The sequence below is a fragment of the Novosphingobium organovorum genome (assembly GCF_022832435.1).
In the GTDB taxonomy this organism is placed as follows: Bacteria; Pseudomonadota; Alphaproteobacteria; order Sphingomonadales; family Sphingomonadaceae; genus Novosphingobium; species Novosphingobium organovorum.
Genome location: NZ_JALHLF010000009.1, coordinates 67160 through 88780 on the forward strand (window position 1 = coordinate 67160; position 21621 = coordinate 88780).

Sequence of the window (21621 nt, forward strand, 5' to 3'; positions counted from 1 at the left end):
GCTTCTCGTTTGTAAGACAAGAAAGACCTGCGATAATGCAGGCCGCACAGGAGATCGTTCATGCAAGACCTGCACACATCGACGGTATCGAGGCTGGTCCTCGCCCAGCTCGGCGACGCGCGCGGTGCGGTAACGCTGGCCGCGCTCGATCTGGCTCCCGAACTCCTGGCCGACGAGGGCGAGCGCGTTTCGCGCGCCAGCATGGCGACGGCGCTCGGCGTCCTTCTCTTCCGCACCATTCTCGATAGCGTGCCGAGCGCGGCCGATTACGTCGCCGGGCGGCTCGCCGAGGACCGCCGCATCACGCTCGACCATGGCGCGCTGCGCACGATCCTGTTCGCCGAGGGGACGACCGGCGCCCTGCCCGGCGGCCAGCAGGCCTTTGCGCGCATCCTCGCGCCGCTGGGCTATGTCGAGGCAGGCCTTTATCCGCTTCCCCGTCTCAAGATGACCGGGCACGCCTGGTGCCACGCCGATCACCCCGAAGCCGTGGTCCAGTATTTCGTCAGCGAACTCCACGTCGACCAGTTCGACGAGGCGTTTGCGGCGGCCGCCCATGGCGTGTTCGACAGCGCGCGCGATCCGATCACCCCGGTAGCCCAGGTCGTGCTCGATCGCTTCGCGGAGCAAGGCAGCGCGCCTTATGCCGAGGCCGAAGCCGCGCTGCCCGTTCTCGTCGCCGCGTTCGATCGCCAGCACGAGCCCCCCGCGCTCGCCGACTACGAAACGCTGCTGGCCCAGTCCAAGGAAGCCGCCTGGATCGCCACCGAAGGCAACGCCTTCAACCACGCGACCGACCGGGTCGAGGATGTCGGCGCGCTCGCCGATGCGCTGCGCGCGGCGGGCAAGCCGATCAAGGACAGCGTCGAGCATTCCGCTTCGGGCCGCGTCCACCAGACCGCGTTTCGCGCCGACATGGTCGAGCGGCCGTTTCGCGATGCGCACGGCAAGGCGATCAGCCGCAGCGTCCCCGGCTCGTTCTTCGAATTCATCACCCGCGATCCCCTGCCCGGCTCGAACGCGCTCGACCTTGGTTTCGACAGTTCGAATGCCACCGGCATCTTCGCAATGACACGCAGCGCCTGAGACGCGCTATGACCGCGCCCATGACCTTGCCCCCCGAAACGCTCGCCGCCTTCGAAGCCCTCGTCGGTCCGTCCAACGTCCTTACCGCCCCCGGCGATATGGCGACGTACGCCGAGGACGGGCGCGGTACGCGCGGGGAACCGGGCCTGGTCGTGCGGCCGGGATCGAGCGAGGAGGTACGCGCCGTCCTCGCGCTCGCCTTTGCGCGCGGCCTTCGCGTGGTGCCGCAGGGCGCGCGCACCGGGCTCGTCGCGGCAGGACTCGCGCAGAGCGGCGAAGGCCAGCTCCTGCTCAGCCTCGAGCGTTTGAAGGGCACGATCGCGATCGATCCGGTCAACCGCTCGGTGACGCTGGGCGCGGGCACGCTGCTCTCCGAACTCAACGCCGCGGCCGAAGAACACGGCCTGTTCTTCCCGATCGACCTTGGCGCCGACCCCTCGATCGGCGGGATGATCGGCGCCAACACCGGCGGCGCACGGCTGCTGCGCTATGGCGACTTGCGCAAGAACCTGATGGGGCTCGAACTCGTCACCGCCGAAAAGACACCGCGTATTCTCCAACTGGGCTCCGCGCTGTGGAAGAACAACGCCGCGCTGTGCCTGCAAGGCCTGGTGGCGGGAAGCTCGGGCGCGCTGGGGGTGGTGACCTCGGCAACGCTCGCGCTCAGCCCGAAGCCGGTCAACACGGTCACCGCGCTGCTGGCGCTGCCCCATCCCGAAGTCGCGCTCGACATCCTGGCGCGCATGGAGGACGCCTTCGGCACCTTGCTGACCGCCTTCGAGGGGATATCGCGCCCCGCGCTCAGCGCGGCGATCCGTCACGTCCCCAGCCTGCGCGATCCTTTCGGCGGCGAAGTGCCGGGGTACTGCGTGCTGCTCGAACTGTCGGGCGGGCGGGCGGTCGCGGCCGAGTGGCTGGAGGAAACGCTCGCCGAAACGCTCGAACCCCTGTTCGAGGATGGGCGCATCGCCGACACCCGGATCGATCGCGGCACCGCGCTGTGGGCGGTGCGCCACGCCGTGCCCGAGGGCTTGCGCAGGTCGGGCAAGGTGGTCGCCTGCGACATCGCGATGAAGCGCGGCGACGTCATGCGCTTTCGCACCGAGATCGCCGAGCGGCTGGCGGCCATCGCCCCCCAGCTCGAACTGCACGATTTCGGCCACATCGGCGATGGCGGCCTGCACTGCAACTGCGTGTGGCCCGAAAGCGCCGGACCTTACGATCCCGCCGTTGCCGAGGCCGCGCGCGCCGCGATCTTCACCAGCGTGGTCGAGGATTACACCGGCAGCTTCAGCGCCGAACACGGCGTGGGCCCCGCCAACTACGCTTGGTACGAACGTTTCACCCCGCCCGATGTGCTCGCGCTGTCGGGCGCGCTCCAGGCGCTGATCGCGCCCATGCCGTTTGGCCGCGTGGATTTCGGCCCACCCGGCGGCTGATCGCCTCCTCCCCGTTCCCCTCCCCCCCCCAAGGAAGCCAACCATGACCGACCATCTTCTCGGCGTGTACAACCGCGCCCCCATTACCGTTGCGCGCGGCCAGGGCGTCTGGCTGACCGATACCCAGGGCCGCAGCTGGCTCGACTGCGTCAGCGGCATCGCCACCAACGCACTGGGCCACGCGCACCCCGCGCTCGTCGCCGCGCTGACCGAGCAGGCGGGCGCGCTGTGGCACGTCTCCAACATCTTTCGCATTCCGGGCCAGGAGCAACTTGCCGACAAGCTGGCCGCCGCCAGCTTTGCCGACACCGTATTCTTCACCAATTCGGGCTCGGAAAGCGTCGAATGTGCGCTGAAGATGGCGCGCAAGTACCACGCCGTGAACGGCGAGGACGCCCGCATCGACGTGATCGGCTTTGCCGGGTCCTTCCACGGGCGCACCTACGGCGCGATCAACGCGGCGGGCAACCCGGCCTATGTCGAAGGCTTCGGCCCGCGCCTGCCCGGCTACATCCAGCTCACGCTCGACGACGAAGCCGGGCTTGCCAGGCACGTCGCCCGCCCCACCACCGCCGCCGTGATCGTCGAGCCGGTGCAGGGCGAAGGCGGCGCCCGCGCACTGAGCGGGGAATGGCTGCAACACCTGCGCGCGCTGTGCACCCACCACGGCGTGCTGCTCATCCACGACGAAGTGCAGTGCGGCATGGGGCGCACCGGCAAGCTCTTCGCGCACCAGTGGTTCGAGGATGCCGCGCCCGACATCATGGCGCTGGCCAAGGCGCTGGGCTGCGGCTTTCCCGTCGGCGCCTGCCTTGCCACGAAAGAAGCGTCCAGGGGCATGGCCCCCGGCGCGCACGGTTCGACCTTCGGCGGCAACCCGCTGGCCATGGCGGTGGGCAACGCGGCCTTCGACGTGATCGCCAGCGAGGCCACGCTCGCCCACGCGCGCGCCATGGCGCAGGCGTTCTTCACCGGGCTTGACGCACTCGCCACCCGCCACCCCGACGTCATCCACGAGGTGCGCGGCAAGGGCCTGCTGATCGGGCTCAAGATGGCCTGCGACAACCGGGCGTTCATGGCGCTCGCGCGCGATCACGGCCTGCTCGTCGCGGGCGGCGGCGACAATTGCGTGCGCCTTCTGCCTCCGCTCACCATCACGGCCGACGAAGTCACCGAGGCGGTGTCCCGGCTCGAGGCGACGTGCCTCGCCGCGCGCCAGACCCTGCTCGCCCCCGCCGCCTGATGCACTTCGTCCGTCCTGGTGGTCTGCCCGAAGACCGCGCGGTGCTGACGGAGCGGCTCGCCTTGTCCGAACGCAGCTTTGCCGGCGACGGCGCGCCGAGCGAGGCCTGGTACACGCTCCTGCTCGAAGACACCGCGAGCGGCGCCATCGACGGGATCGCCAGCGTGCGCGCGGCGGTGGGCGTAAGGCGGCCGCATTTCTCGTTTCGCGTCGTCACGCTGGCGCTGTATTCCTCGCCGTTCTTACGCCTGCCCTTCGAACAGGCCGACCGTATGCTGACCGTATGCTGACCGCGACCGATGGGCAGTTCGTGCTCGACCTCGCGCCGCGCCACCCGATCTACGTCCAGCTGATCGCACCTGAAGCGCGCGCGGCGCTGGGCAACGTCCACCGCGAGGGGCGCCCCGCGCTCGCCATGCTGGAAAAGGAAGGGTTCGAGCGCACCGGCCTCGTCGACATCTTCGACGGCGGCCCGACGATGGCCGTGGCGCGCGACCAGCTAAGCGCCGTGCGCACCGCGCGCAGCCTCACGGTGCGCCTGGGCAATCCGCACGATGCACCGCTCCACCTCGTCGCGACCACCGATCTTCCCACCTTTCGCTCGGCCCGCTGCGCTTGCGCGCTGGGCGAAGGCCATGCCACACTCACCCCAGAAACGGCGCGCCTGCTTGGCGTTGCCGAGGGTGACACAATACGCGCAAAGGCACACTGATGACCCTGTCCGGCCCCAGCTTCACCTCGCTCGATCCCGCCAGCGGCGCCACCGTCTGGCAAGGGCCGAGCGCCACCGCCGCCGACTGCGCCGATGCCATCGCGCGCGCGCGCAAGGCCCTGCCCGGCTGGCGCGCCGCGCCGCTTGAGGAACGCGTCGCCGCCGTCGAGCGCTTTGCCAAGGCCATCGCTGCCGACGAAAGCGGCCTTGCCGAAACCATCGCGCGCGAAACCGGCAAGCTCCTGTGGGAGACCCGAACCGAGGCCAAGGGCATGGTCGGCAAAGTCGCCGTCTCGATCAAGGCGCAGGCCGAACGCGCGGGCGAGCGCCATCAGGACATGCCCTTCGGCGAGGCGCGCCTGCGCCATCGCGGGCACGGCGTGATGGCCGTGCTCGGCCCCTACAACTTCCCCGGCCACCTGCCCAACGGGCACATCGTCCCCGCGCTGCTGGCGGGCAACACGGTGGTCTTCAAGCCCTCCGAAATCGCCCCCGCGACGGGTGAGCGCATGGCCGCCGCCTGGGCCAGTGCGGGTCTGCCCGAGGGCGTGTTCCAGCTCGTCCAGGGCGGGCGCGAGACCGGCGAGGCGCTGGTCGCGGGCGACATCGACGGGTTGCTGTTCACCGGGTCGGCCGGTGCGGGCCGCGCGCTCAAGCACGCCACGATCGATCGCCCGCACCTGATCCTCGCGCTCGAACTGGGCGGCAACAACCCGCTGATCGTCTGGGACAGCCCCGAGGAAGCGGCTTCGATCCTGGTCCAGTCGGCCTTCGTCACCAGCGGCCAGCGCTGTTCGTGCGCGCGCCGCTTGATCGTGCCCGAAGGGGCGATGGGCACGGCCATCGTCGACGCGCTCGACGCCTTGACCGGCCAGCTCAGGATCGCCGCCTGGGACGAGCCGGGCGAGGCGTTCATGGGGCCGTTGGTCTCCGATGCCGCCGCCGCACAGGCGCACCGCCAGGTCGCCGCGCTGATCGAACGCGGCGCGAAGGTTCTCCGCCCCTTCACCGGGATTGCCGGGCGCAGCGCGGCCTTCGTCACCCCCACCATCCTCGACGTGACGCAGATCGACGTTCCCGACGAGGAAATCTTCGCTCCCGTGCTGCAAGTGCGCCGGGTGGCCGATTTCGACGCCGCGCTGGAGGCTGCCAACGCCACCCGCTTCGGGCTTTCGGCCGGGCTCGTCAGCGCCGATGACGGCTTGTGGCAACGCTTCGTCGAGGAAAGCCGCGCGGGCGTGGTCAACCGCAACCGGCCGACCACCGGAGCGGCCGCCAACATGCCTTTCGGCGGGCTCGGCGAATCCGGCAATCACCGCCCGAGCGCGTATTACGCGGCCGATTACTGCGCCTATCCGATCGCCAGCTTCGAGGCGCAGCGGCCCGAAGCCGTGACCATTCCGGGGCTGTAGGCGGCCTCAGGCCGGGACCATTTCCTTGAGCGGGCGCGCCGGATCGGCCAGCACCTGAGGGGGAACCACGGCCCCGGCCTCGACCAGCTTGCGCCCCTGCACAAAGTCCTTGGCGTTGTTCACGCAATCGACGGCGATGACCTGGCCTTCGCGCAAGTAAACGACCGAGAAGCGCCGCTCGGCCGGATCGCCGCGCACCACGGCATCGTCGTACCCCGCGTTGATCCCTGCGGTCTGCAACTTGAGATCGTACTGGTTGGACCAGAACCAAGGGAAAGCCCTGTAAGGCTGTTCCTCGCCGCAGATGGCCCGCGCCACGCATGTCGCCATGTCGTTGGCGTTCTGCACCGATTCCACCCGCATGGCGGCTCCGCCCGCGTAAGCGCAGGCAAAGCGCGCGCAGTCGCCAATGGCGTAAACGTCGGGCAAGGAGGTGCGGCACAGCGCATCGACGTCCACACCATTCTCACCCTCGGCGCCGGCGCCGAGCAGCGGCGCTACTGCGGGCACGATGCCGATACCTACGATTACCGCATCGGCAGGCAGGATCACCCCTTCGGCCAGCCTCACGCCCGTCACCCGGCCGCCGTCCCCCACGAGACAATCGACCTGCGTCCCCGTGCGCAGATCCACGCCGTGGGCGCGGTGCTCGGCCTCGTAGAAGGCGGAAAGCGTTTCGCCCGCGACCCGCGCCAGCACACGCTCCTGCGCTTCGAGCAGCGTGACCTTGATCGCCATCTTGGACAGGACTGCGGCCGCCTCGAGCCCGATGTAGCCGCCCCCGATCACCACCACGCGCGCGATCCCGGCATCGATTTCGGCCATCAGCCGGTCGCAATCCGCACGGGTGCGCACGGCGTGGACACCGGCCAGCCCGGCCCCTTCGCAGGTCAACGCGCGCGGATCACCGCCCGCCGCCCAGACGAGCGTGTCGTAGCCAAGCACCGCCCCATCCGAAAGGGCGAGCGTCTTGCCCGTAACATCCACGCCAAGCGCTTCGACGCCCAGACGAAAGGTCACGCCCTTCTGCGCCCAGAACGTTCGGGAACGGATGGCAAGCCTGTCGAACGTCTTCTCGCGCGCGAAGTATTCCTTGGACAGCGGCGGGCGTTCGTAGGGCAGTTCGGGCTCGCGCCCGATTACGGTGATCGCCCCGGCGTACCCGTTCTGGCGCAGCGCAATGGCGCATTGCGCGCCCGCGTGCCCCGCGCCGACGATGACAACGCCTTTGCCGCTCATGCCGCGCCCTCGCCCAGAACGAAGGCGCGCAGAGCCTTGCCCAGCGCCTCGGGCGCCTCGAGCGGGGCGAGATGCGCGGCCTCGAGCGCGGCGTGACGCGCGCCGGGGATCATCGCCAGCAAGTGTTCGCCATGCCCTTCAAGCGGGGTCGAGGTATCGCGTGAGCCGGTCACCACGAGGGTCGGGCAGGCGATGCCCGCAATGCGGTGCTTGAGGTCCATGTCGCGGATCGCGGCGCCACAGCCCGCATAGCCTTGCGCGTCGGTGGCCTTGAGCTGGCGCGCGACGGCGTCCCACACGGCGGGATGCTCGGCGTGAAATTGCGGCGAGAGGAAGCGGCCCATCGCCATTTCGGCAATCGCGGCCATGCCCTGTTCGCGCACGGTGGCGATACGCGCGTCCCACGCGGCGGCGTCCATCGTCGCCGACGTGCAGACCAGCGCCAGGGCCTCGACCGCGCCCGGATGCGCGAGCGCGAGTTCCATCCCGATCATCCCGCCCAGCGATACGCCAGCAAGCGCAAAGCGCTCCACCCCGGCCGCGCGCGCGACGCCAAGGACATCCTGCGCCAGCAGCGCGAGCGAATAGTCGCCCGGCTCGCTCGCCGAAGCGCCATGCCCGCGGGTATCGATGCGCAGCAGCCGGAAGTGCTCGCGCAGGGTGGGCAGTGCCGCGTCCCACAGATCCATGTCGCAGCCGATCGAGTTGAGCAGGACCAGCACCGGGGCCCCCTCGCGCCCGTCCATCTTCCAGTAGATTTCGGCACCCTTGGCCGCGGTGAATGGCATCGTGCCGCTCCTTGATTGCTGCCCGGCCGCGCGAGCGGCCGGACGGATAAAAGGCGTTAGCCCAGATCGCCGCCCGCGACGGGCAGGATCGATCCAGTCACGTAGCTCGCCTCGTCCGAGGCGAGGAAGAGGATCGGGGCGATCTGCTCATCGAGCGTGCCGTAGCGCTTGACGAAGGTGGATGTGGTGACCTGTTCGACCGCCTCGGCCATCCAGGCCTGCTCCTGCGCGGTATCGCCTCGCGCGTTGCGCGGCACCTTGCGCGCGGGGGCCGAAGTCCCGCCGGGCGCGGTCGCCACCACGCGGATGCCCGCCTCGGCGTATTCCATGGCCAGGCTCATCGTCAGGCCGTTGATCCCACCTTTTGCCGCCGAATAGGGCACCCGGCGAATGCCGCGCGTGGCGTTGGACGAGACGTTGACGATGACCCCTGCGCCCTGTTCCAGCATCGCGGGCAGCACGGCATGGCAGGCGTAGAGCGTGGGCATGAGCGAGCGGCGGATTTCGGCGTCGATCTGCCCGGGCTCGAACGCGGCGAAGGGGCGCATGCGGATCGCCCCACCCACGTTGTTGACGAGCACGTCGATCCGCCCGAAGGCCGCAAGCGCGGTCTCGGCCGCCAGCGCGGCTCCGGCGTACGTTTCCAGATCGCCGATCGCGCAGACCGCCTCGCCGCCTTGCGCGGCGATATCAGCGGCGACCGCCGCGACGAAATCGGCCCGGTCGATCAGCACGACCCGCGCGCCTTCGGCCGCGGCGCGCCGGGCAACGCCCTCCCCGATGCCTTGCGCCGCGCCGGTCACGATCATGACCTTGCCTTGAAAGCGTCCCTCGAACAGCACCTCGCGCACTTCCTCAGATATGGTAGATGTCGATGACCTGGTGGATGTAATCGTCCTTGAGGACGACCTTCTTGCGCGCGATCAGCGGGGCTTCTCCGCGCAGGTCCAGGGTCAGGAAGGTGGTGCCGAAGAAGCTCTGCGTCTTCCTCATGCGGTGGCTGAGCGTGTGCCAGTTGTAGCGCACCGCGATTTCGCCCTCGCGCACATCCACGATCTCGATGTTGGAGAGATTGTGGCAGGTGCGCGGCTGCGGCATCGAGGCCGAGGAACGCTCGGTGTTGATGCGATAGACACGATCTTCAAGGCCTGTGCGGTTGGGGTAATAGATCAGCGAAATCTCGCTTTGCGGATCGCTGCACAGCGCATCGTCGTCGGTCCAGGCGGGCATCCAGTATTCGCACGAAGGCGCATAGCAGGTCAGCCAGGCGTCGAAGTCGCGATCGTCCAGCAGGCGCGCCTCGCGGTAGAGGAAGGCGCAGAGCGCATCGTAGGACAGGCTCTCGCGGGTCATTTCGCGCGTGCTCATTCGGCGGCCTCCTGCAGCGCGGCCGGAGCCGCATCGCGCGCCATTCCCGCCAGCATCACCTCGGCCCAGTATTCGTGCTGGCGCACGAAAAGGCCCTCGTCCTCGGACCGCTCACTCGACAGCAGCGGGTTCATGCCCATCGCCTTTGCATTGGCATCGGGCCCCGCGATCCAGCGCCGCGCGCCACGGCTGAGGTCGTTCCACAAGGTCCCGGCGCCTTCGTAGGCCGACTGGCAGCTGCGAAATTCCTCCAGGTCGTCGGGCGTGCCCATGCCGGTGACGTTGAAGAAATCCTCGTACTGGCGGATGCGATGGGCGCGGTCCTGCGCACTTTCGCCCTTGGGAGCGTAGCAGTAGATCGTCACTTCGGTGGTGTGCACGTCGATCGGGCGCACGACACGGATCTGGGTGGAGAACTGGTCCATCAGGAACACGTTGGGATAGAGCGCGAGGTTGCGGGTCTGCTCCATCACGAAGCGCGCCCTGTCGGCGCCGAGCCGCGCCTCGAGTTCCTCCTTGCGGTTCCAGATCGGGCGCACTTCGGGATTGATGACCTGCGTCCAGAGCAGGATATGGCCATGTTCGAAGCCATAGACCCCGCTTGCCGGCGCCTTCGACCAGCCGTTCGCGTCGACCGCCCGGGTCCCGCCTTCAGCGCGGCGCCCCATCGTCGACTGGTAGTTTTCGTGGACCGAGCTGACGTGGTAGCCGTCGCACCCGTTCTCCATCTGCATCTTCCAGTTGCCATCGAAAGTGTAGGTCGAGTTGCCGGTGAGCACCTCTAGCCCTTCGGGCGCCTGGTCGACCATCTGGTCGATGATGATCCGCGCCTCGCCCAGATGCTCGTCGAGCGAGAGGACATCCTCGTTGATCGAGCCGAACACGAAGCCGCGGTAGCTCTCGACCCGCACGCGAGTGAGATCGTGCGAGCCGTCGCGATCGAAGCTTTCGGGATAGGCCCCGGTGCTGGCGTCCTTGGCGCGCAGCAGCGACCCGTCGGTCTTGAAACTCCAGCCGTGGAACGGGCAGACGAACAGCGGCTGGTTGCCCCGCTTCTTGCGACACAGCTGGGCGCCGCGGTGGGCACAGGCGTTGACCATTGCGTTGATCGCGCCGTCCTTGCCGCGGGTCAGGATCACGGGAACGCGCCCGATCCAGGTCGTGAAGTAGTCGTTCTTCTTCGCGATCTGGCTTTCGTGGGCAAGATAGACCCAGTTGCTCTCGAAGATGTGCTTCATCTCGAGTTCGAACAGGTCCGCGTCGGTAAACACGTCGCGGCGGCACCGGAAGGCACCGGTCTCGGGATCGTCGACGACAGCCGTCGCGACTTTCTCCATCAAGCGTTCGTACATGATCCTGTCTCCCGTTTTTTCTTTACTTGCAAGGCCTGCGTTCAGGCGCTTTCGGGCACCCGCTGGCCCTTGGCCTCGGCACGGCGGCGGGTCGAGAACGCCTCGTCCTCCTCGCCCTTGGCCTTCTGCATCTGGAAGTCGAAGGCGATGTCGGCGCGACTTCCCTGGCGGCTGGGAACCGGCAAGAGCCCCTCGCGGGTGCCGAAGGCGAAATCGTCCTTGGCGAAGGGGTCATCGCCGAAGTTGATCTGCGTGGTCAGCGTGCGGTAGCCGGGCGCCTCGACGAAAAAGTGGACGTGGGCCGGGCGATGGCCATGACGGCCGAGCGCGAACATCAGCGTTTCGGTCGCGCCGCCCGGTGGCACCGAATAACCGCTGGGCATCTTGGAGTGGAAGGCATAGGCGCCGTCCGGGCCGAGCTTGATGCGGCGGCGGTTGTTGAACGGGGTCTGTTCGCCCGTGGGGTCGAAGTGCGAGTACCAGCCAGCCGAATTGGCGTGCCAGACGTGAAGGATCGCATTGGGCACCGGCTCGCCGTCGGGGCCGGTGACGGTGCCGCGCATGTGCAGGTCGTCGGCTGCGGGATCGGGGTCGCTCGACAGGTTCGCATCGCCTTCGACGAGCGGCGCGCCCTTGACGTAGAGCGGCCCTTCGATGGTGCGCGGCGTTCCACCGGCGAGCCCGGCCTCGGCGTCCTTGGCGTCCATGTAAAGGTCCATGAAGTGCTCAAGCCCGGTGCCCGGCGCGATCAGGCCAAGCTCGCCCGCGCCATCGGCGAAGAACTTCACCGCGCCCCAGAATTCGTCTTCCGAGATGTCGTGGCGCACGATTACCCACATGATCGCTTCGGTCAGGTCGCGCACGATCGCCTTGAGCCGCGGATCGCCCTTTTCCTGGCCGATGCCCGCTGCGGTATCGAGCAGCTTTTGAATGTCCGGTGTCTTTACGAAATCCTCAGTCATGGTGAGCTCTCCCGTTGGTGATGGCCCGCTGTTGGTGGTTCTTGTCGATGGATTTACGCGGCGATGGTCTTGTCGAGGCCTAGCTGTCGTCGTCGCGGATGGAGGAAGGATGGCGGCACAGCGGCGTGACCTTCATCGTCATGAAGGGATAGAGCGGCAGGGCCATGAGCGTGTCGTGCAGCGCCGCGTTGTCGGCCACGTCGAAGATGCTGACGTTCGAATAGAGCCCGGCCTTGCGCCAGATGTGGCGCCACACGCCGCTGGCCTGCAGGTCCTGCGAATAGGCCTTCTCGCGCGCCTTGAGCGCGGCGGCTTCGTCCGCATCGAAATCGAGCGGGATGGCAACGTCCATTTCAACCATGAACAGCATGGGAAATCAGGCTCCTGTCTTGACGGCGTGAAGGCGCGCGCCGGTGCGGTCGCGCCGGAAGTAGGCGATCTTGTCCTCGTCGAGCGTCACGCCAAGGCCGGGTCCGGTCGGCACGGCAAGCGCAAAGTCGGCGTATTTGAGCGGCTCGGCCAGGATTTCGTCGGTCTGTAGCAGCGGGCCGAACAGCTCGGTTCCCCACTCGAGCTTCTCGAGCGTGGCAAAAACGTGCGCCGAGGCTGCGGTCCCCACCGCCCCTTCGAGCATCGTGCCCCCGTAAAGACCAAGCCCGGCCGCGCGCGCGATCGCGGCGACTTCGGCGGTGGCGAAAAGCCCGCCCGACTGCGCGATCTTGAGCGCGAAAACCGAGGCCCCCGCCGCGCTTGCCAGCGCCAGCGCCGAACGCGGCCCGGTCAACGCCTCATCGGCCATGAGCGGAACCGGCTGGCTGCTCGACAGCCGCGCCATCGCCGCCACCGCGTCACCCGCGATCGGCTGTTCGACCAGTTCACAGCCGACATCGTGGAGCATCGCCATGCCCAGACGTGCCTGCGCCTCGCTCCAGTTCTGGTTGACGTCGACGCGGATGCTGGCGCGGCTGCCCAGTGCCTTGCAGATCGCCCCGACATGGGCCACGTCGTCGCGCACCGAACGCTTGCCGATCTTGAGCTTGAAGATACGGTGGCGGCGCGCATCGAGCATGGCCTCGCCCTCGGCGATGTCGCGCGCGGTGTCCCCGCTCGCCAGGGTCCAGGCAACCGGCAGCGTGTCGCGGCGGCGGCCACCGCCGATCAGTTCGGAAACCGGCACACCCAGCCGCTTGCCCGCCATGTCGAGCAGCGCGGTTTCGACCGCGCACTTGGCAAAGCGGTTGCCCCGCACGCAGGCCTCGACCCTGGCCATGGTCTCGCCGACGCGGGAAATGTCGCTCGTCTCGAGCACGGGCAGGATATAGGTCTCGATCGCCGACTGGATGCTCTCGGGGCTCTCCTCGCCGTAGCTCAGGCCGCCAATGGTGGTGCCCTCGCCGATCCCCTCGATGCCTTCGTCATCGACCAGCCGCACGATCGTCATGGCCTGCGAATGCATCGTGGCCATGGCCAGGACATGCGGGCGGATTGTCGGGACATCGACAATGAAGGTATCAGCGCGATCCAACGCAGCCATTGCAGACACTCTCCCGTATGGTTAGGTTTCAAGGGAAAGCTAGTCGCGCCGTTGACGGCTTTCAAAGATCAATCGGGTCACAGAGCAATACCCTGAAGGTATGAACCATGGACTTGCGCCTCCTTCGCTATTTCGTTGCGGTTGCCCAGGAAGGCAATTTCAACCGCGCGGCCGAGCGGCTGCACATTGCCCAGCCCCCGCTCTCGCGCGCCATCCAGCAGCTTGAAGGCCATGTCGGCGCAAGCCTGATCGAGCGGTCGGCGCGCCCGCTCGCGCTCACCAAGGTCGGCCAGCTGCTCTACGCCCAGGCGCTCCAGCTGCTCGCCCGGATCGAGGACGTTGAGACCATGGTGCGCACCGCCGCGACCAGCGAACGGCGCCGCTTCGTGATCGGCTTCGTCTCCTCGACGATCTACGCCCGGCTGCCCGAACTGATCCGCGAATTTCGCAAGGCGGCCGACAATATCGAACTGGTCATGCTCGAGAGCACCACGCTCGACCAGCTCGCCGCGCTCAAGGACGGGCGCATCGACGTCGGCTTCGGGCGCATCCGGTTCGATGATCCGGCCGTCCAGCGCGTGATCCTGCGCCATGAAAAGCTCGTCGCCGCCTTCCCGGTCGACCATCCGCTGGCCCATGGCGACGGGCCGGTATCGCTCCGCGACATCGCCACCGAGCCACAGATCATCTACCCCCGCCAGCCGCGCCCGAGCTACGCCGATCAGGTCATTTCGCTCTGGCGCGACCACGGCATCGAGCCGCGCATCGTCCATGAAGCGCGCGAACTGCAGATCGCGATCGGGCTCGTCGCGGCCGAGGAAGGGATGGCGATCGTCCCCGAATCGGTGCGCCGCGCGCGCAGCCACGACGTCGCCTTTCGCGAACTGGCCGAAACCGCGACGTCGCCGATCATCATGAGCCACCGCCCCGGCGACCGCTCCCCCGAACTTGCGCTGATGCTCGAGACGATTGCACGCAAGTACGAGGACTGGGGCTACGGCGCGCCCCACGGCCTGGCGCGCTGAAGCGCTGACAGGGGGGGGCCACGAAGCGCCACGCACGATGAACCGTGCCCCTCTCACGGCGGAACGCTCACGCAGCACAAGACCGGGCTAAATCGATGAAAACGGCAGATTTTAGCCACTTATGATCTTGCGCAGCGCACAACTCGCGAGCGCGCGCAGCGCCATCCGGACCTTTCCCTAACCCGCCATGAACGATTACGCGATGAGTTGAGCCACCGCCGGGGTGAGGCGTGGAACCGGATATGGACCTGGTGAGACCCTATCACCTAACCAGTCCCCGGATCGGAAATTCGAGGGATTCGTTAATGCTGAACCTGCGGGGGTCGCAAAGCGCGGCACAGACCATCGTGCTGCGCGGCGAAGGCAAGCGCGCCAAATCGCGCAACGGGCTTGTTGGCCTGTTTTCGCTGGTGCTCTGTGCGCTTGGCCTGTTCTCGCTGCCCGGCACCGCCTTCGCGCATCTGCAGTGCGTTCCCTACGCCCGCGAACAGTCGGGCATCGACATCCATGGCGACGCGCGCACCTGGTGGAAGCAGGCTGGCGGCATCTACGCCCGCGGCGATGTTCCCAAGGTCGGCGCGGTGATGGCCATGGCCCCCTCCAGCGCGATGCCGCTCGGCCATGTCGCGGTCGTCGCCAAGGTCGTCGACAACCGCCACGTCCTGCTCAACCACGCCAACTGGTCGCGCCCCGGCATGATCGAGACCGGCGTGATGGCCGAAGACGTCTCGGACGCCGGTGACTGGAGCGAAGTGCGCGTGTGGTACGCCCCGACCGCTTCGCTGGGCACCCGCGCCAACCCGGTCTACGGCTTCATCTACCCCGAAGCGCCCGAGGCCCAGCCGACCGACCTTGCCAACACCCCGATCCAGATCGCCGCCGCCGACACCGGCAAAGTGAACATGTAAGCCTTCGCTCCCCTCGCATCGCGTCCCTCGACGCGACACGGGACATCCCGTCAAAAGGCCGCTCGCGGCCTTTTTTCGTACCCGCCTCCGGCCGCGCCCGAAGCGGGACGCAATTGTCACGCTGCGGTGCCCTTCTTGCACGCGCGCCGGTCTTGATTTTTTCATGATACGTTATCACATGCACACCATGATCGCCTCCGACGCCTTCCCGCTTGCGCTGATCGCGCTCGGCACTGCCCTGTCCAGCTGGCTTGGCGGGCTGTTCACCATGCGCCTGTTCGCGCGCAGCACGCTGCTGTTCGCGCTGACCGGCGGGCTGGCGCTGGGTGTCGCGGTGTTCGACCTCCTGCCCGAGGCGCTCGAGGGGCGCAGTGGCGCGTTCCAGATCCTGCTGGTGTTCGCGCTCGTCCTGCTGGGGCTGGGGGCCAGCCTGCTGTTCCACCACCTGCCCGAAGGCAGCCTCGCCAAGGCCGGGCCGGGCCGCATCGCGCTGCTCCTCCACAGCCTGATCGACGGACTGGGGATCGGTCTCGCCTTCCAGGTTTCGGCACAGACCGGGTGGATCATCGCCGCCGCCGTGCTGGCGCACGACATGGCCGACGGGGCCAACATGGCCGGGCTGAGCCTCGCCCGCGCCGACCGCCGCTCGGCCTATCGCTGGGTCCTGGCCAACGCGCTTGCCCCGGCGCTCGGCATCGCTGTGGGGCAGCTCCTGCCGATCGAGCCGGCCCACTTCGGCTGGCTGCTCGCCTTCTTCGCCGGAGGGTTCCTCTATATCGCGCTGTTCGAGTTGCTGCCGCAGAGCCTTACCGGGCACGGGCGCGCCCGCAGCCTGATCGGCACCGCGCTGGGCATGGCCGCGATGGGAGGGATCGTCTCGCTCGCCCACGGCTAAGGCGGGACATCGCCAAAGACAGACCGCTTCGACGACCGGCCGGGCGCCCTTCGCCCTATCCCGCCTGCGCGCATTCGCGATCGAACGCTTCGATGAGTGTCACCGGCACGCCCTCGCCATAGGCGCGTACCGTCTCGAACACCCGGCACAGCGCATCGAGGCGTTCGAATCCGTAGCTCCCTGCCACCCCCTTGAGCGCGTGAACCGTCCGGGCAAGGCCAGCCTCGTCGGCCGGTGCCTGCGACGAGGCCGCGCGGGCAAAGGCCAGGCCCAGCCGCGCGATATCCGCGCGCGCGTGGCCCAAAAGCTCGGCGCGCGCCTCGACCGGCAGGGCCGCAAGAAAGCTGTCGTCCTCCTCTGCCCCCTCGCCCCCTACGCCGACCGGCGCCGCCGCGCAGGCCCGTGCGATCACCTCGCACACGATCGCCTCGGTAAAGGGCTTGGGCACGATGTCGAACGCGCCCGCCGCGATCAGCGCATCGCGCCGCACATTCTCCGAATAGGCGGTGTAGCCCAGAATTGGCACCGTTCCGCGCCCTTCTGGCAACGCGCGCAGGAGCCGGATGGTCGCTTCCCCGTCGAGCCCGTCCATCGCGCTGTCGACCAGGATCACGTCGAAACGTTCATCAAGCGCGCGAAGCACGCCATCGAGCCCGCTTGGCACGCCCGCCACCGAACAGCCCAGCACGCCAAGCTGCGCCTGTGCGGCCAGCCGCGTGGCGTCGGTATCGTCGATCACCAGAACCCGCAGCCCCTCGGGCAAAGCCGCGCGCGCGGACGGGCTCGCGGGCGCAGAAGGCGCATCGCGCGCCGGCGCCCCGGCAGCGCGGATCGGCAGCGTGACGCGAAAGCACGAACCCTCGCCCGGCGTGCTCTCCACGCTCAGCGTCCCCCCCATGAGATCGAGCAGTTCGCGCGTGATCGCCAGCCCCAGCCCGGTTCCGCCGAAACGCCGCGCCACGCGCGCGTCGGCCTGCGCGAAGGGCTGGAGCACGCGCGCGATCGCCTCGGGCGCGATGCCGATGCCGGTATCGGTGACGGTAATCCGGTAACGCTGCGCATCGAGCCGTTCGCAGCGCGCCTCGACCTGCCCCGTCTCGGTAAACTTAACCGCGTTGCTGATAAGGTTGGAGACGACCTGCTGCACCCGCCCCGGATCGCCAACGACCAGAAACGGGACATCGGCGCTGTAATCAAGCCCGATGCCCTTGGCCCGCGCGCGCGCGGCAAAGACGTCAATCGCATCGCCGAGCGTCACGTTGGGATCGAATTCGACCCCATCGACCTCCTGCCGGCCCGCTTCGAGCTTGGCGTAATCGAGCACGTTATCGAGCGTGACCATCAGCGCACGGGCCTGGGCCTGGGTCGTCGCGATGAGTTGCGGCATGTCGGCGACCGGCCACGCGATCGCGTCCTTGTGCCGCGCGAGGATCGCAAAGGTCGCCAGCACCCCGGTCATCGGCGTGCGAATTTCGTGGCTCATCACCGCGATGAAGCGCGAGCGGGCCTCAGCCGCCGACATCGCCGCATCACGCGCCTTGCGCAGTTCGTGCTCGATCTCGATGCGCCCGGTCACGTCCTGGCACACCCCGAACAGGCCGGTGATCCGCCCGTCGGAGGCGACCTGGGCGTTGCCGTGGACTTCCATGACCCGCGAGGAGGCGAGCCCCTCGCGCAGCCGTATCCGCCGCTCGAACCCGCCGCCCTTGCGCAGCACCCGCTTGAGCGCCGCGCGCAAGCCCGCCGCATCGCGCCGCTCGATCGCGCCAAAGACCTGCGCGAGCCCCGGCGGCGCCTCGGGATCGAACCCCAGCATCGCGGCCAGCGTGCGCGACCATTCGACCCGCTGCGCCCCGGCATCGAAGCTCCAGTGCCCCATCGCCGCCAGATCCTCGGCGACGAGCAGAAGGTGGTTGGCGTGGCGCAGGCGCGTGTTGGTGGTCTCGAGCGCATCCTGCGCGGCCTTGCGATCCGAAATCTCGCGCACCGCGACCACGAACTGGCGCGCTTCGCGGGGGCTCTCGATCGGCCGGAACGCCGCTTCGACCCACACGTCGCGCCCGGTTCCGGTGTGCCAGCGGAACGTGCGCGTCTCGCTGTTCGAGCCGCACCCCAGTTCGGCGATGGCCTGGCCAACGAAGGTGCGATCAACGGCAACGACATGGGCGAGGAACGATTGCCCGGCCAGTTGCCCGGCCGGAAGCGCGAACAGCCGCTCACTCGCCTGCGAGGCGTAGGCGATGCGGCCATGTTGGTCGATCCGGCAGATCAGGTCGTTGGCGTTGTCCGCCAGCAGGCGCAGCTCGCGCTCCTGCTGTTCGAGCCGCTGCTGCGAGCGGTGCAGCGCGGTCACGTCGGTGGCCACCGCGATATGCGCGGCAACTTCGCCGTCCTGCCCCGAAAGCGCAGCGAAGCGGGTCTGGAACCAGCGATCCTCACCGCCCTGGTAGGCCGCCACGCGCAGCGCCACATCGGCAAATCCACTCCCCCTCCGGCACACCTCGAGCGCCTCGTCGAGCGCGCGGCGCTGGTGGTCGGGCAAAGTCCGCCCGATGCGCTGGCCCAGGAGACTGGCCGCCGGCAGCCCGGTCATCGCCGCCATGCCCGCGTTGGCGTACGTGATCGTGTTCGCCTCGTCGATCGCGCAGATCCCGATCGGGGCGGCTTCGGCCAGCTCGCGAAAGCGCCGCTCGCTCGCCCCGACCGAACTGGTCAGCCGGTCACGCTCGCCCAGCACCACCGCAATCGGCAACGCGGTCAGCACGCAGCTGCCGATGAACAGCTGGACGAGCATCAGCCGCTGGGCCGGATCGGCGGTGGCCGCCGCGATCGGCCCCAGCCCCTTGAGTGTCAGCGCGACCGAGATCGAAGCGACGATCAGCGCGGCAAGGCCAGCCCCGAGAAAACCGGTGCGAAACACTGCAAGGCACACGAAGGGCAGGACAAGATACGTCAACGCGAGCGGCTGCGCGAAGACGATCACGCTCACCGCGGCCAGCGCCAGCGCATGAAACGCCAGTTCGACCGGGTCGGTCCGGCGCGATCGGCCGCGCAGCACCAGCGTGCTGTAGGCCGAGAGCACCAGCGGCACGATGGCGATCAGGCCAAGCGCGTGCGAGACCTGCCATTCCGCCGCGTGTTCGAGCACCCGCCCCTCACCGCGCACCAGCGCCACGAGCGCGAGCAGCGCGCCCGAAACCATCGGCGCGGGGCCCATGCAGGCGCACAGGAACTGCGCCAGCCCGCGCAGGTTGGTAAGATTGACGCGCCGCTCCTGCGAATACTCGATGAGGACGCAGGCCACCGTGATCTCGATGGCATTGGCCAGCACGAAGACCAGGTTGTCGATCGGGTCCACCCCGAACAGCGCCGCCGTGACGAAGAGGACGAGACTGGCCAGCGCGACGAGTTCGACACGGTAGCGCGGCGCGCCGATCAGCACCGCCGCCAGCACCCCCGCGTTGGAGGGCCAGAAGGCAGCGAAGCTCGGATCGTGCCGGGTCAGCGCGAAACTCCCGCCCGCCGTGGCCAGCACGTAGCCCAGCACGACCGCCAGCCACAGCCCGCGACTGTGCGGCGCGCTGGTCGGCTTGGCGAGAATGCGTTCGATGGCCGCTCTCCTTCAAAGTCTGCTCGCGGCCCGTGTCCGAACCGCTTCAGGCCGCCCTCAGGCGCGCGACGCGCAGGCGCCCGGCGCCTCGTCGCGGCTCTCCTGCCAGCGCTCGCGCTTGCGGTAGAGCGTGGAGGGACTGACCCCCAGCGCCCGCGCCGCCTGCGGAAGATTGCCATCGGCACGGCGGATCGCCTGATCGACCGCCAGCCGCTCGATTTCGTCCAGTGTGAGCCCAGCCAGGTCGACCAGCCCCGCGCCCGATGTGCCCGATGGCCGCGCGGCGCGCTCGACCGCAGGCTCACCCGGAACCGGAGCGCCCCCCACCACGTCGAGCGGAAAGGCCGGACCCGGATTCATCACCACCGCGCGGCGCACCGCGTTCTGCAGTTCGCGCACGTTGCCCGGCCAGGAATGGCGGCGCAGCGTCTCACGCGCGGTGGCGTCGAAATGCCCGGCACGCTTGCCTTCTTCCTGCGTGAAGCGTTCGAGGAAAGCCTCGGCAATCCGCTCGACATCCTCGCCCCGCTCGCGCAGCGGCGGCAGGTGCAGCGGGATCACCGCAAGACGGTAATAGAGATCCTCGCGAAAGCGCCCCTCGGCCACTTCGAGCATCGGATCGCGGTTGGTCGCACAGATCACCCGCACGTCCACCGGTTCAGGCGCGCTCGCCCCGACCGGCTGGACCATTCCGGTCTGCAGGAAACGCAGCAGCTTGACCTGGAGCTTGATGTCCATCTCGCACAGTTCGTCGAGGAACAGCGTACCGCCGTTGGCCGCACGCGCGGCGCCCAGCGCGTTGTCGATCGCCCCGGTGAAGGCGCCCTTGCGATGCCCGAACAGCTCGGATTCGAGCAAGGCCTCGGGGATCGCCCCGCAGTTGACCGCCACGAACGGGCGATCCTTGCGCGGCCCCGACCGGTGGATCGCTTCCGCCGCGACTTCCTTGCCCGATCCGCTCTCGCCGGTGATGAACACTGTCGCACGCGAATGGGCCACGCTTTCGATCGCGCGGTAGAGCGCGCGCATCTGCGGCGAAGCGCCCACGAAACCGTGGAAGTGGTCCCGCTCTGCGTCCCTGCGCGCTTCCTCGACGTGGCGTTGCAGTTCGGCGTGCTGGGTGGCGTTGCGCAAGGTGGTGAGCAGGCGCTCAGGCTTGATCGGCTTGACCAGATAGTCGTAAGCGCCCAGCCGCGTCGCCTGCACCGCGCGGCCGATCGAACCGTCTGCGGTGGCCACGATCACCTTGGTCAACTCGCTCAGCCCCGACAGTTCGGCCAGCATGTCGAGCCCGTCGCAGTCGGGCAGTTGCAGGTCGAGCAGGACCGCATCGAAGCGCGCACCCGAGACCAGCAGCGTGCGCGCCGCGCCTCCGGTCTCGGCCACCTTGACGAGATAGCCCGCCAGTTCGAGCTGCTTGGAATAGGCCAGCGCCAGCGAGCGGGTGTCCTCGACGATCAGTACACGGGCCTTGCTCACCGGCGGTATCCCCCCTGGGTCCAGATGCAGCCGGCAAGGCCACATGTGAGTCCATGAAGATTAGAGCTTACTAGGTTAACAATTTGAGAAACCTTACGGATATATACTTGGTACCTACTCGGATTTTCGATCTGCAGCACAGATCGTTTCCTTCGCATCGACCCACCGCCGGGCAAGCAGGGACGAAGACATGGCAAGGCATTGCAATGGTGCGATAACATTAGCATTTTGCGCCATGCTCCTGGCCGGATGCGTAACCGGGAGGACGCCGGAAAATCCCCCACAGGCAACCTGGATGTACCAGGAAGACCCCTTCCACCTGGCGGCCTGCACGCCCGGCGCCGCCCCGGCCGATTTCGCGCCCGGCGAGGAAGTCCCCGCCACCGCGCTCGCGGGGCAGACGCTCGAACTGGGCCCCGGCGATCGCCTGCGCATTCGCCTGGCGGGTGACACCGCTCTGGTCACGGGCAACTATGTCATTGCCGCCGATGGCACGATCGCGCTGCCCGGCACCGCCCCGCTGGCGCTCGCAGGCCTCAGCCCGCAGGCGGCGCGCGACGCGGTGCAGG

The 21621-nt window shown here is 68.4% G+C and carries 20 protein-coding genes; 10 read left to right on the forward strand and 10 right to left on the reverse strand.

Translation table 11 applies throughout. The features are described from left to right. Positions 1–60: 60 nt before the first annotated feature. Genes MTR62_RS04590 through astD form a run of 6 tightly spaced genes read left to right on the forward strand, consistent with a single transcriptional unit; the run spans position 61 to position 5892 of the window. On the forward strand, positions 61–1086 hold the full coding sequence (locus tag MTR62_RS04590; RefSeq protein ID WP_244017420.1) for a 2-oxoadipate dioxygenase/decarboxylase family protein: 1026 nt from the start codon (positions 61–63) through the stop codon (positions 1084–1086). A gap of 8 nt (positions 1087–1094) precedes the next feature. After that, a complete protein-coding gene (locus MTR62_RS04595) occupies positions 1095–2525 on the forward strand; it encodes an FAD-binding oxidoreductase (RefSeq protein WP_244017422.1) in 1431 nt (476 codons plus the stop codon). 43 nt (positions 2526–2568) lie between these two features. Then, positions 2569–3768, forward strand: a complete 1200-nt coding sequence (locus tag MTR62_RS04600) for an aspartate aminotransferase family protein (protein WP_244017424.1) — start codon at positions 2569–2571, stop codon at positions 3766–3768. After that, a complete protein-coding gene (locus tag MTR62_RS04605; protein WP_244017426.1) occupies positions 3768–4058 on the forward strand; it encodes an arginine N-succinyltransferase in 291 nt (96 codons plus the stop codon). The genes MTR62_RS04600 and MTR62_RS04605 overlap by 1 nt, the downstream gene beginning before the upstream one ends. Further along, a complete protein-coding gene (locus MTR62_RS04610) occupies positions 4052–4480 on the forward strand; it encodes an arginine N-succinyltransferase (protein ID WP_244017428.1) in 429 nt (142 codons plus the stop codon). The genes MTR62_RS04605 and MTR62_RS04610 overlap by 7 nt, the downstream gene beginning before the upstream one ends. Continuing rightward, positions 4480–5892 carry a succinylglutamate-semialdehyde dehydrogenase gene (gene astD / locus MTR62_RS04615; RefSeq protein ID WP_244017430.1) on the forward strand — a complete coding sequence of 471 codons (1413 nt, stop codon included), beginning with the start codon at positions 4480–4482 and terminating at the stop codon, positions 5890–5892. The genes MTR62_RS04610 and astD overlap by 1 nt, the downstream gene beginning before the upstream one ends. A 6-nt stretch (positions 5893–5898) precedes the next feature. On the opposite strand, the gene MTR62_RS04620 is transcribed toward astD, so the two are convergent. The 8 genes from MTR62_RS04620 to MTR62_RS04655 form a co-directional block, all read right to left on the reverse strand. Continuing rightward, complete coding sequence (locus tag MTR62_RS04620) at positions 5899–7131, reverse strand: NAD(P)/FAD-dependent oxidoreductase (protein ID WP_244017432.1); 1233 nt, start codon at positions 7129–7131, stop codon at positions 5899–5901. Then, positions 7128–7919 carry a 3-oxoadipate enol-lactonase gene (pcaD, locus tag MTR62_RS04625; RefSeq protein WP_244017434.1) on the reverse strand — a complete coding sequence of 264 codons (792 nt, stop codon included), beginning with the start codon at positions 7917–7919 and terminating at the stop codon, positions 7128–7130. The genes MTR62_RS04620 and pcaD overlap by 4 nt, the downstream gene beginning before the upstream one ends. 56 nt (positions 7920–7975) lie before the next feature. Then, positions 7976–8761, reverse strand: coding sequence for a benzoate diol dehydrogenase BenD (gene benD, locus MTR62_RS04630; protein WP_327194378.1), 786 nt, complete (start codon positions 8759–8761; stop codon positions 7976–7978). Between the two features lie 13 nt (positions 8762–8774). Then, positions 8775–9287, reverse strand: a complete 513-nt coding sequence (benB, locus tag MTR62_RS04635; RefSeq protein ID WP_244017436.1) for a benzoate 1,2-dioxygenase small subunit — start codon at positions 9285–9287, stop codon at positions 8775–8777. Next, on the reverse strand, positions 9284–10639 hold the full coding sequence (locus MTR62_RS04640; RefSeq protein WP_244017438.1) for a Rieske 2Fe-2S domain-containing protein: 1356 nt from the start codon (positions 10637–10639) through the stop codon (positions 9284–9286). The genes benB and MTR62_RS04640 overlap by 4 nt, the downstream gene beginning before the upstream one ends. 41 nt (positions 10640–10680) lie before the next feature. After that, the gene (locus MTR62_RS04645) at positions 10681–11601 is read right to left on the reverse strand and encodes a dioxygenase family protein (protein WP_244017440.1); all 921 of its coding nucleotides are present in this window, start codon (positions 11599–11601) and stop codon (positions 10681–10683) included. 79 nt (positions 11602–11680) lie between these two features. Continuing rightward, positions 11681–11971, reverse strand: a complete 291-nt coding sequence (gene catC / locus MTR62_RS04650) for a muconolactone Delta-isomerase (RefSeq protein WP_244017443.1) — start codon at positions 11969–11971, stop codon at positions 11681–11683. 6 nt (positions 11972–11977) lie between these two features. Continuing rightward, positions 11978–13135, reverse strand: a complete 1158-nt coding sequence (locus MTR62_RS04655; RefSeq protein ID WP_244017445.1) for a muconate/chloromuconate family cycloisomerase — start codon at positions 13133–13135, stop codon at positions 11978–11980. Between the two features lie 107 nt (positions 13136–13242). Here MTR62_RS04655 and MTR62_RS04660 point away from each other — a divergent pair, with 107 nt between their 5' ends. The 3 genes from MTR62_RS04660 to MTR62_RS04670 all read left to right on the forward strand — a co-directional run bounded on the left by MTR62_RS04660 (position 13243) and on the right by MTR62_RS04670 (position 15963). Next, on the forward strand, positions 13243–14160 hold the full coding sequence (locus MTR62_RS04660) for a LysR family transcriptional regulator (RefSeq protein ID WP_244017447.1): 918 nt from the start codon (positions 13243–13245) through the stop codon (positions 14158–14160). A gap of 305 nt (positions 14161–14465) precedes the next feature. After that, the gene (locus tag MTR62_RS04665) at positions 14466–15068 is read left to right on the forward strand and encodes a CHAP domain-containing protein (protein ID WP_244017449.1); all 603 of its coding nucleotides are present in this window, start codon (positions 14466–14468) and stop codon (positions 15066–15068) included. 178 nt (positions 15069–15246) lie between these two features. Next, positions 15247–15963: a ZIP family metal transporter gene (locus tag MTR62_RS04670; RefSeq protein WP_244017451.1), complete on the forward strand. Its 717-nt coding sequence runs from the start codon at positions 15247–15249 to the stop codon at positions 15961–15963. Between the two features lie 55 nt (positions 15964–16018). Here the strand turns inward: MTR62_RS04670 and MTR62_RS04675 are convergent, their stop codons facing one another. Next, a complete protein-coding gene (locus tag MTR62_RS04675; protein ID WP_244017453.1) occupies positions 16019–19510 on the reverse strand; it encodes a PAS domain S-box protein in 3492 nt (1163 codons plus the stop codon). 120 nt (positions 19511–19630) lie between these two features. Beyond that, complete coding sequence (locus MTR62_RS04680) at positions 19631–21052, reverse strand: sigma-54-dependent transcriptional regulator (protein WP_244017455.1); 1422 nt, start codon at positions 21050–21052, stop codon at positions 19631–19633. A 295-nt stretch (positions 21053–21347) separates the two neighbouring features. Here MTR62_RS04680 and MTR62_RS04685 point away from each other — a divergent pair. Then, a partial coding sequence (locus MTR62_RS04685) for a polysaccharide biosynthesis/export family protein (protein WP_244017457.1) occupies positions 21348–21621 on the forward strand: 274 nt, incomplete at its 3' end.

Excerpts from the sequence above, each read along its gene's own strand:
- MTR62_RS04645 (WP_244017440.1), bottom strand. The coding sequence starts at position 11,601 with ATGACTGAGGATTTCGTAAAGACACCGGACATTCAAAAGCTGCTCGAT.
- MTR62_RS04610 (WP_244017428.1), top strand. The coding sequence starts at position 4,052 with ATGCTGACCGCGACCGATGGGCAGTTCGTGCTCGACCTCGCGCCGCGC.
- catC (WP_244017443.1), bottom strand. The coding sequence starts at position 11,971 with ATGCTGTTCATGGTTGAAATGGACGTTGCCATCCCGCTCGATTTCGAT.
- MTR62_RS04660 (WP_244017447.1), top strand. The coding sequence starts at position 13,243 with ATGGACTTGCGCCTCCTTCGCTATTTCGTTGCGGTTGCCCAGGAAGGC.
- MTR62_RS04600 (WP_244017424.1), top strand. The coding sequence starts at position 2,569 with ATGACCGACCATCTTCTCGGCGTGTACAACCGCGCCCCCATTACCGTT.
- MTR62_RS04665 (WP_244017449.1), top strand. The coding sequence starts at position 14,466 with ATGCTGAACCTGCGGGGGTCGCAAAGCGCGGCACAGACCATCGTGCTG.
- MTR62_RS04655 (WP_244017445.1), bottom strand. The coding sequence starts at position 13,135 with ATGGCTGCGTTGGATCGCGCTGATACCTTCATTGTCGATGTCCCGACA.
- MTR62_RS04670 (WP_244017451.1), top strand. The coding sequence starts at position 15,247 with ATGCACACCATGATCGCCTCCGACGCCTTCCCGCTTGCGCTGATCGCG.
- MTR62_RS04605 (WP_244017426.1), top strand. The coding sequence starts at position 3,768 with ATGCACTTCGTCCGTCCTGGTGGTCTGCCCGAAGACCGCGCGGTGCTG.
- astD (WP_244017430.1), top strand. The coding sequence starts at position 4,480 with ATGACCCTGTCCGGCCCCAGCTTCACCTCGCTCGATCCCGCCAGCGGC.
- MTR62_RS04640 (WP_244017438.1), bottom strand. The coding sequence starts at position 10,639 with ATGTACGAACGCTTGATGGAGAAAGTCGCGACGGCTGTCGTCGACGAT.
- MTR62_RS04595 (WP_244017422.1), top strand. The coding sequence starts at position 1,095 with ATGACCGCGCCCATGACCTTGCCCCCCGAAACGCTCGCCGCCTTCGAA.
- pcaD (WP_244017434.1), bottom strand. The coding sequence starts at position 7,919 with ATGCCATTCACCGCGGCCAAGGGTGCCGAAATCTACTGGAAGATGGAC.
- benB (WP_244017436.1), bottom strand. The coding sequence starts at position 9,287 with ATGAGCACGCGCGAAATGACCCGCGAGAGCCTGTCCTACGATGCGCTC.
- MTR62_RS04620 (WP_244017432.1), bottom strand. The coding sequence starts at position 7,131 with ATGAGCGGCAAAGGCGTTGTCATCGTCGGCGCGGGGCACGCGGGCGCG.
- MTR62_RS04590 (WP_244017420.1), top strand. The coding sequence starts at position 61 with ATGCAAGACCTGCACACATCGACGGTATCGAGGCTGGTCCTCGCCCAG.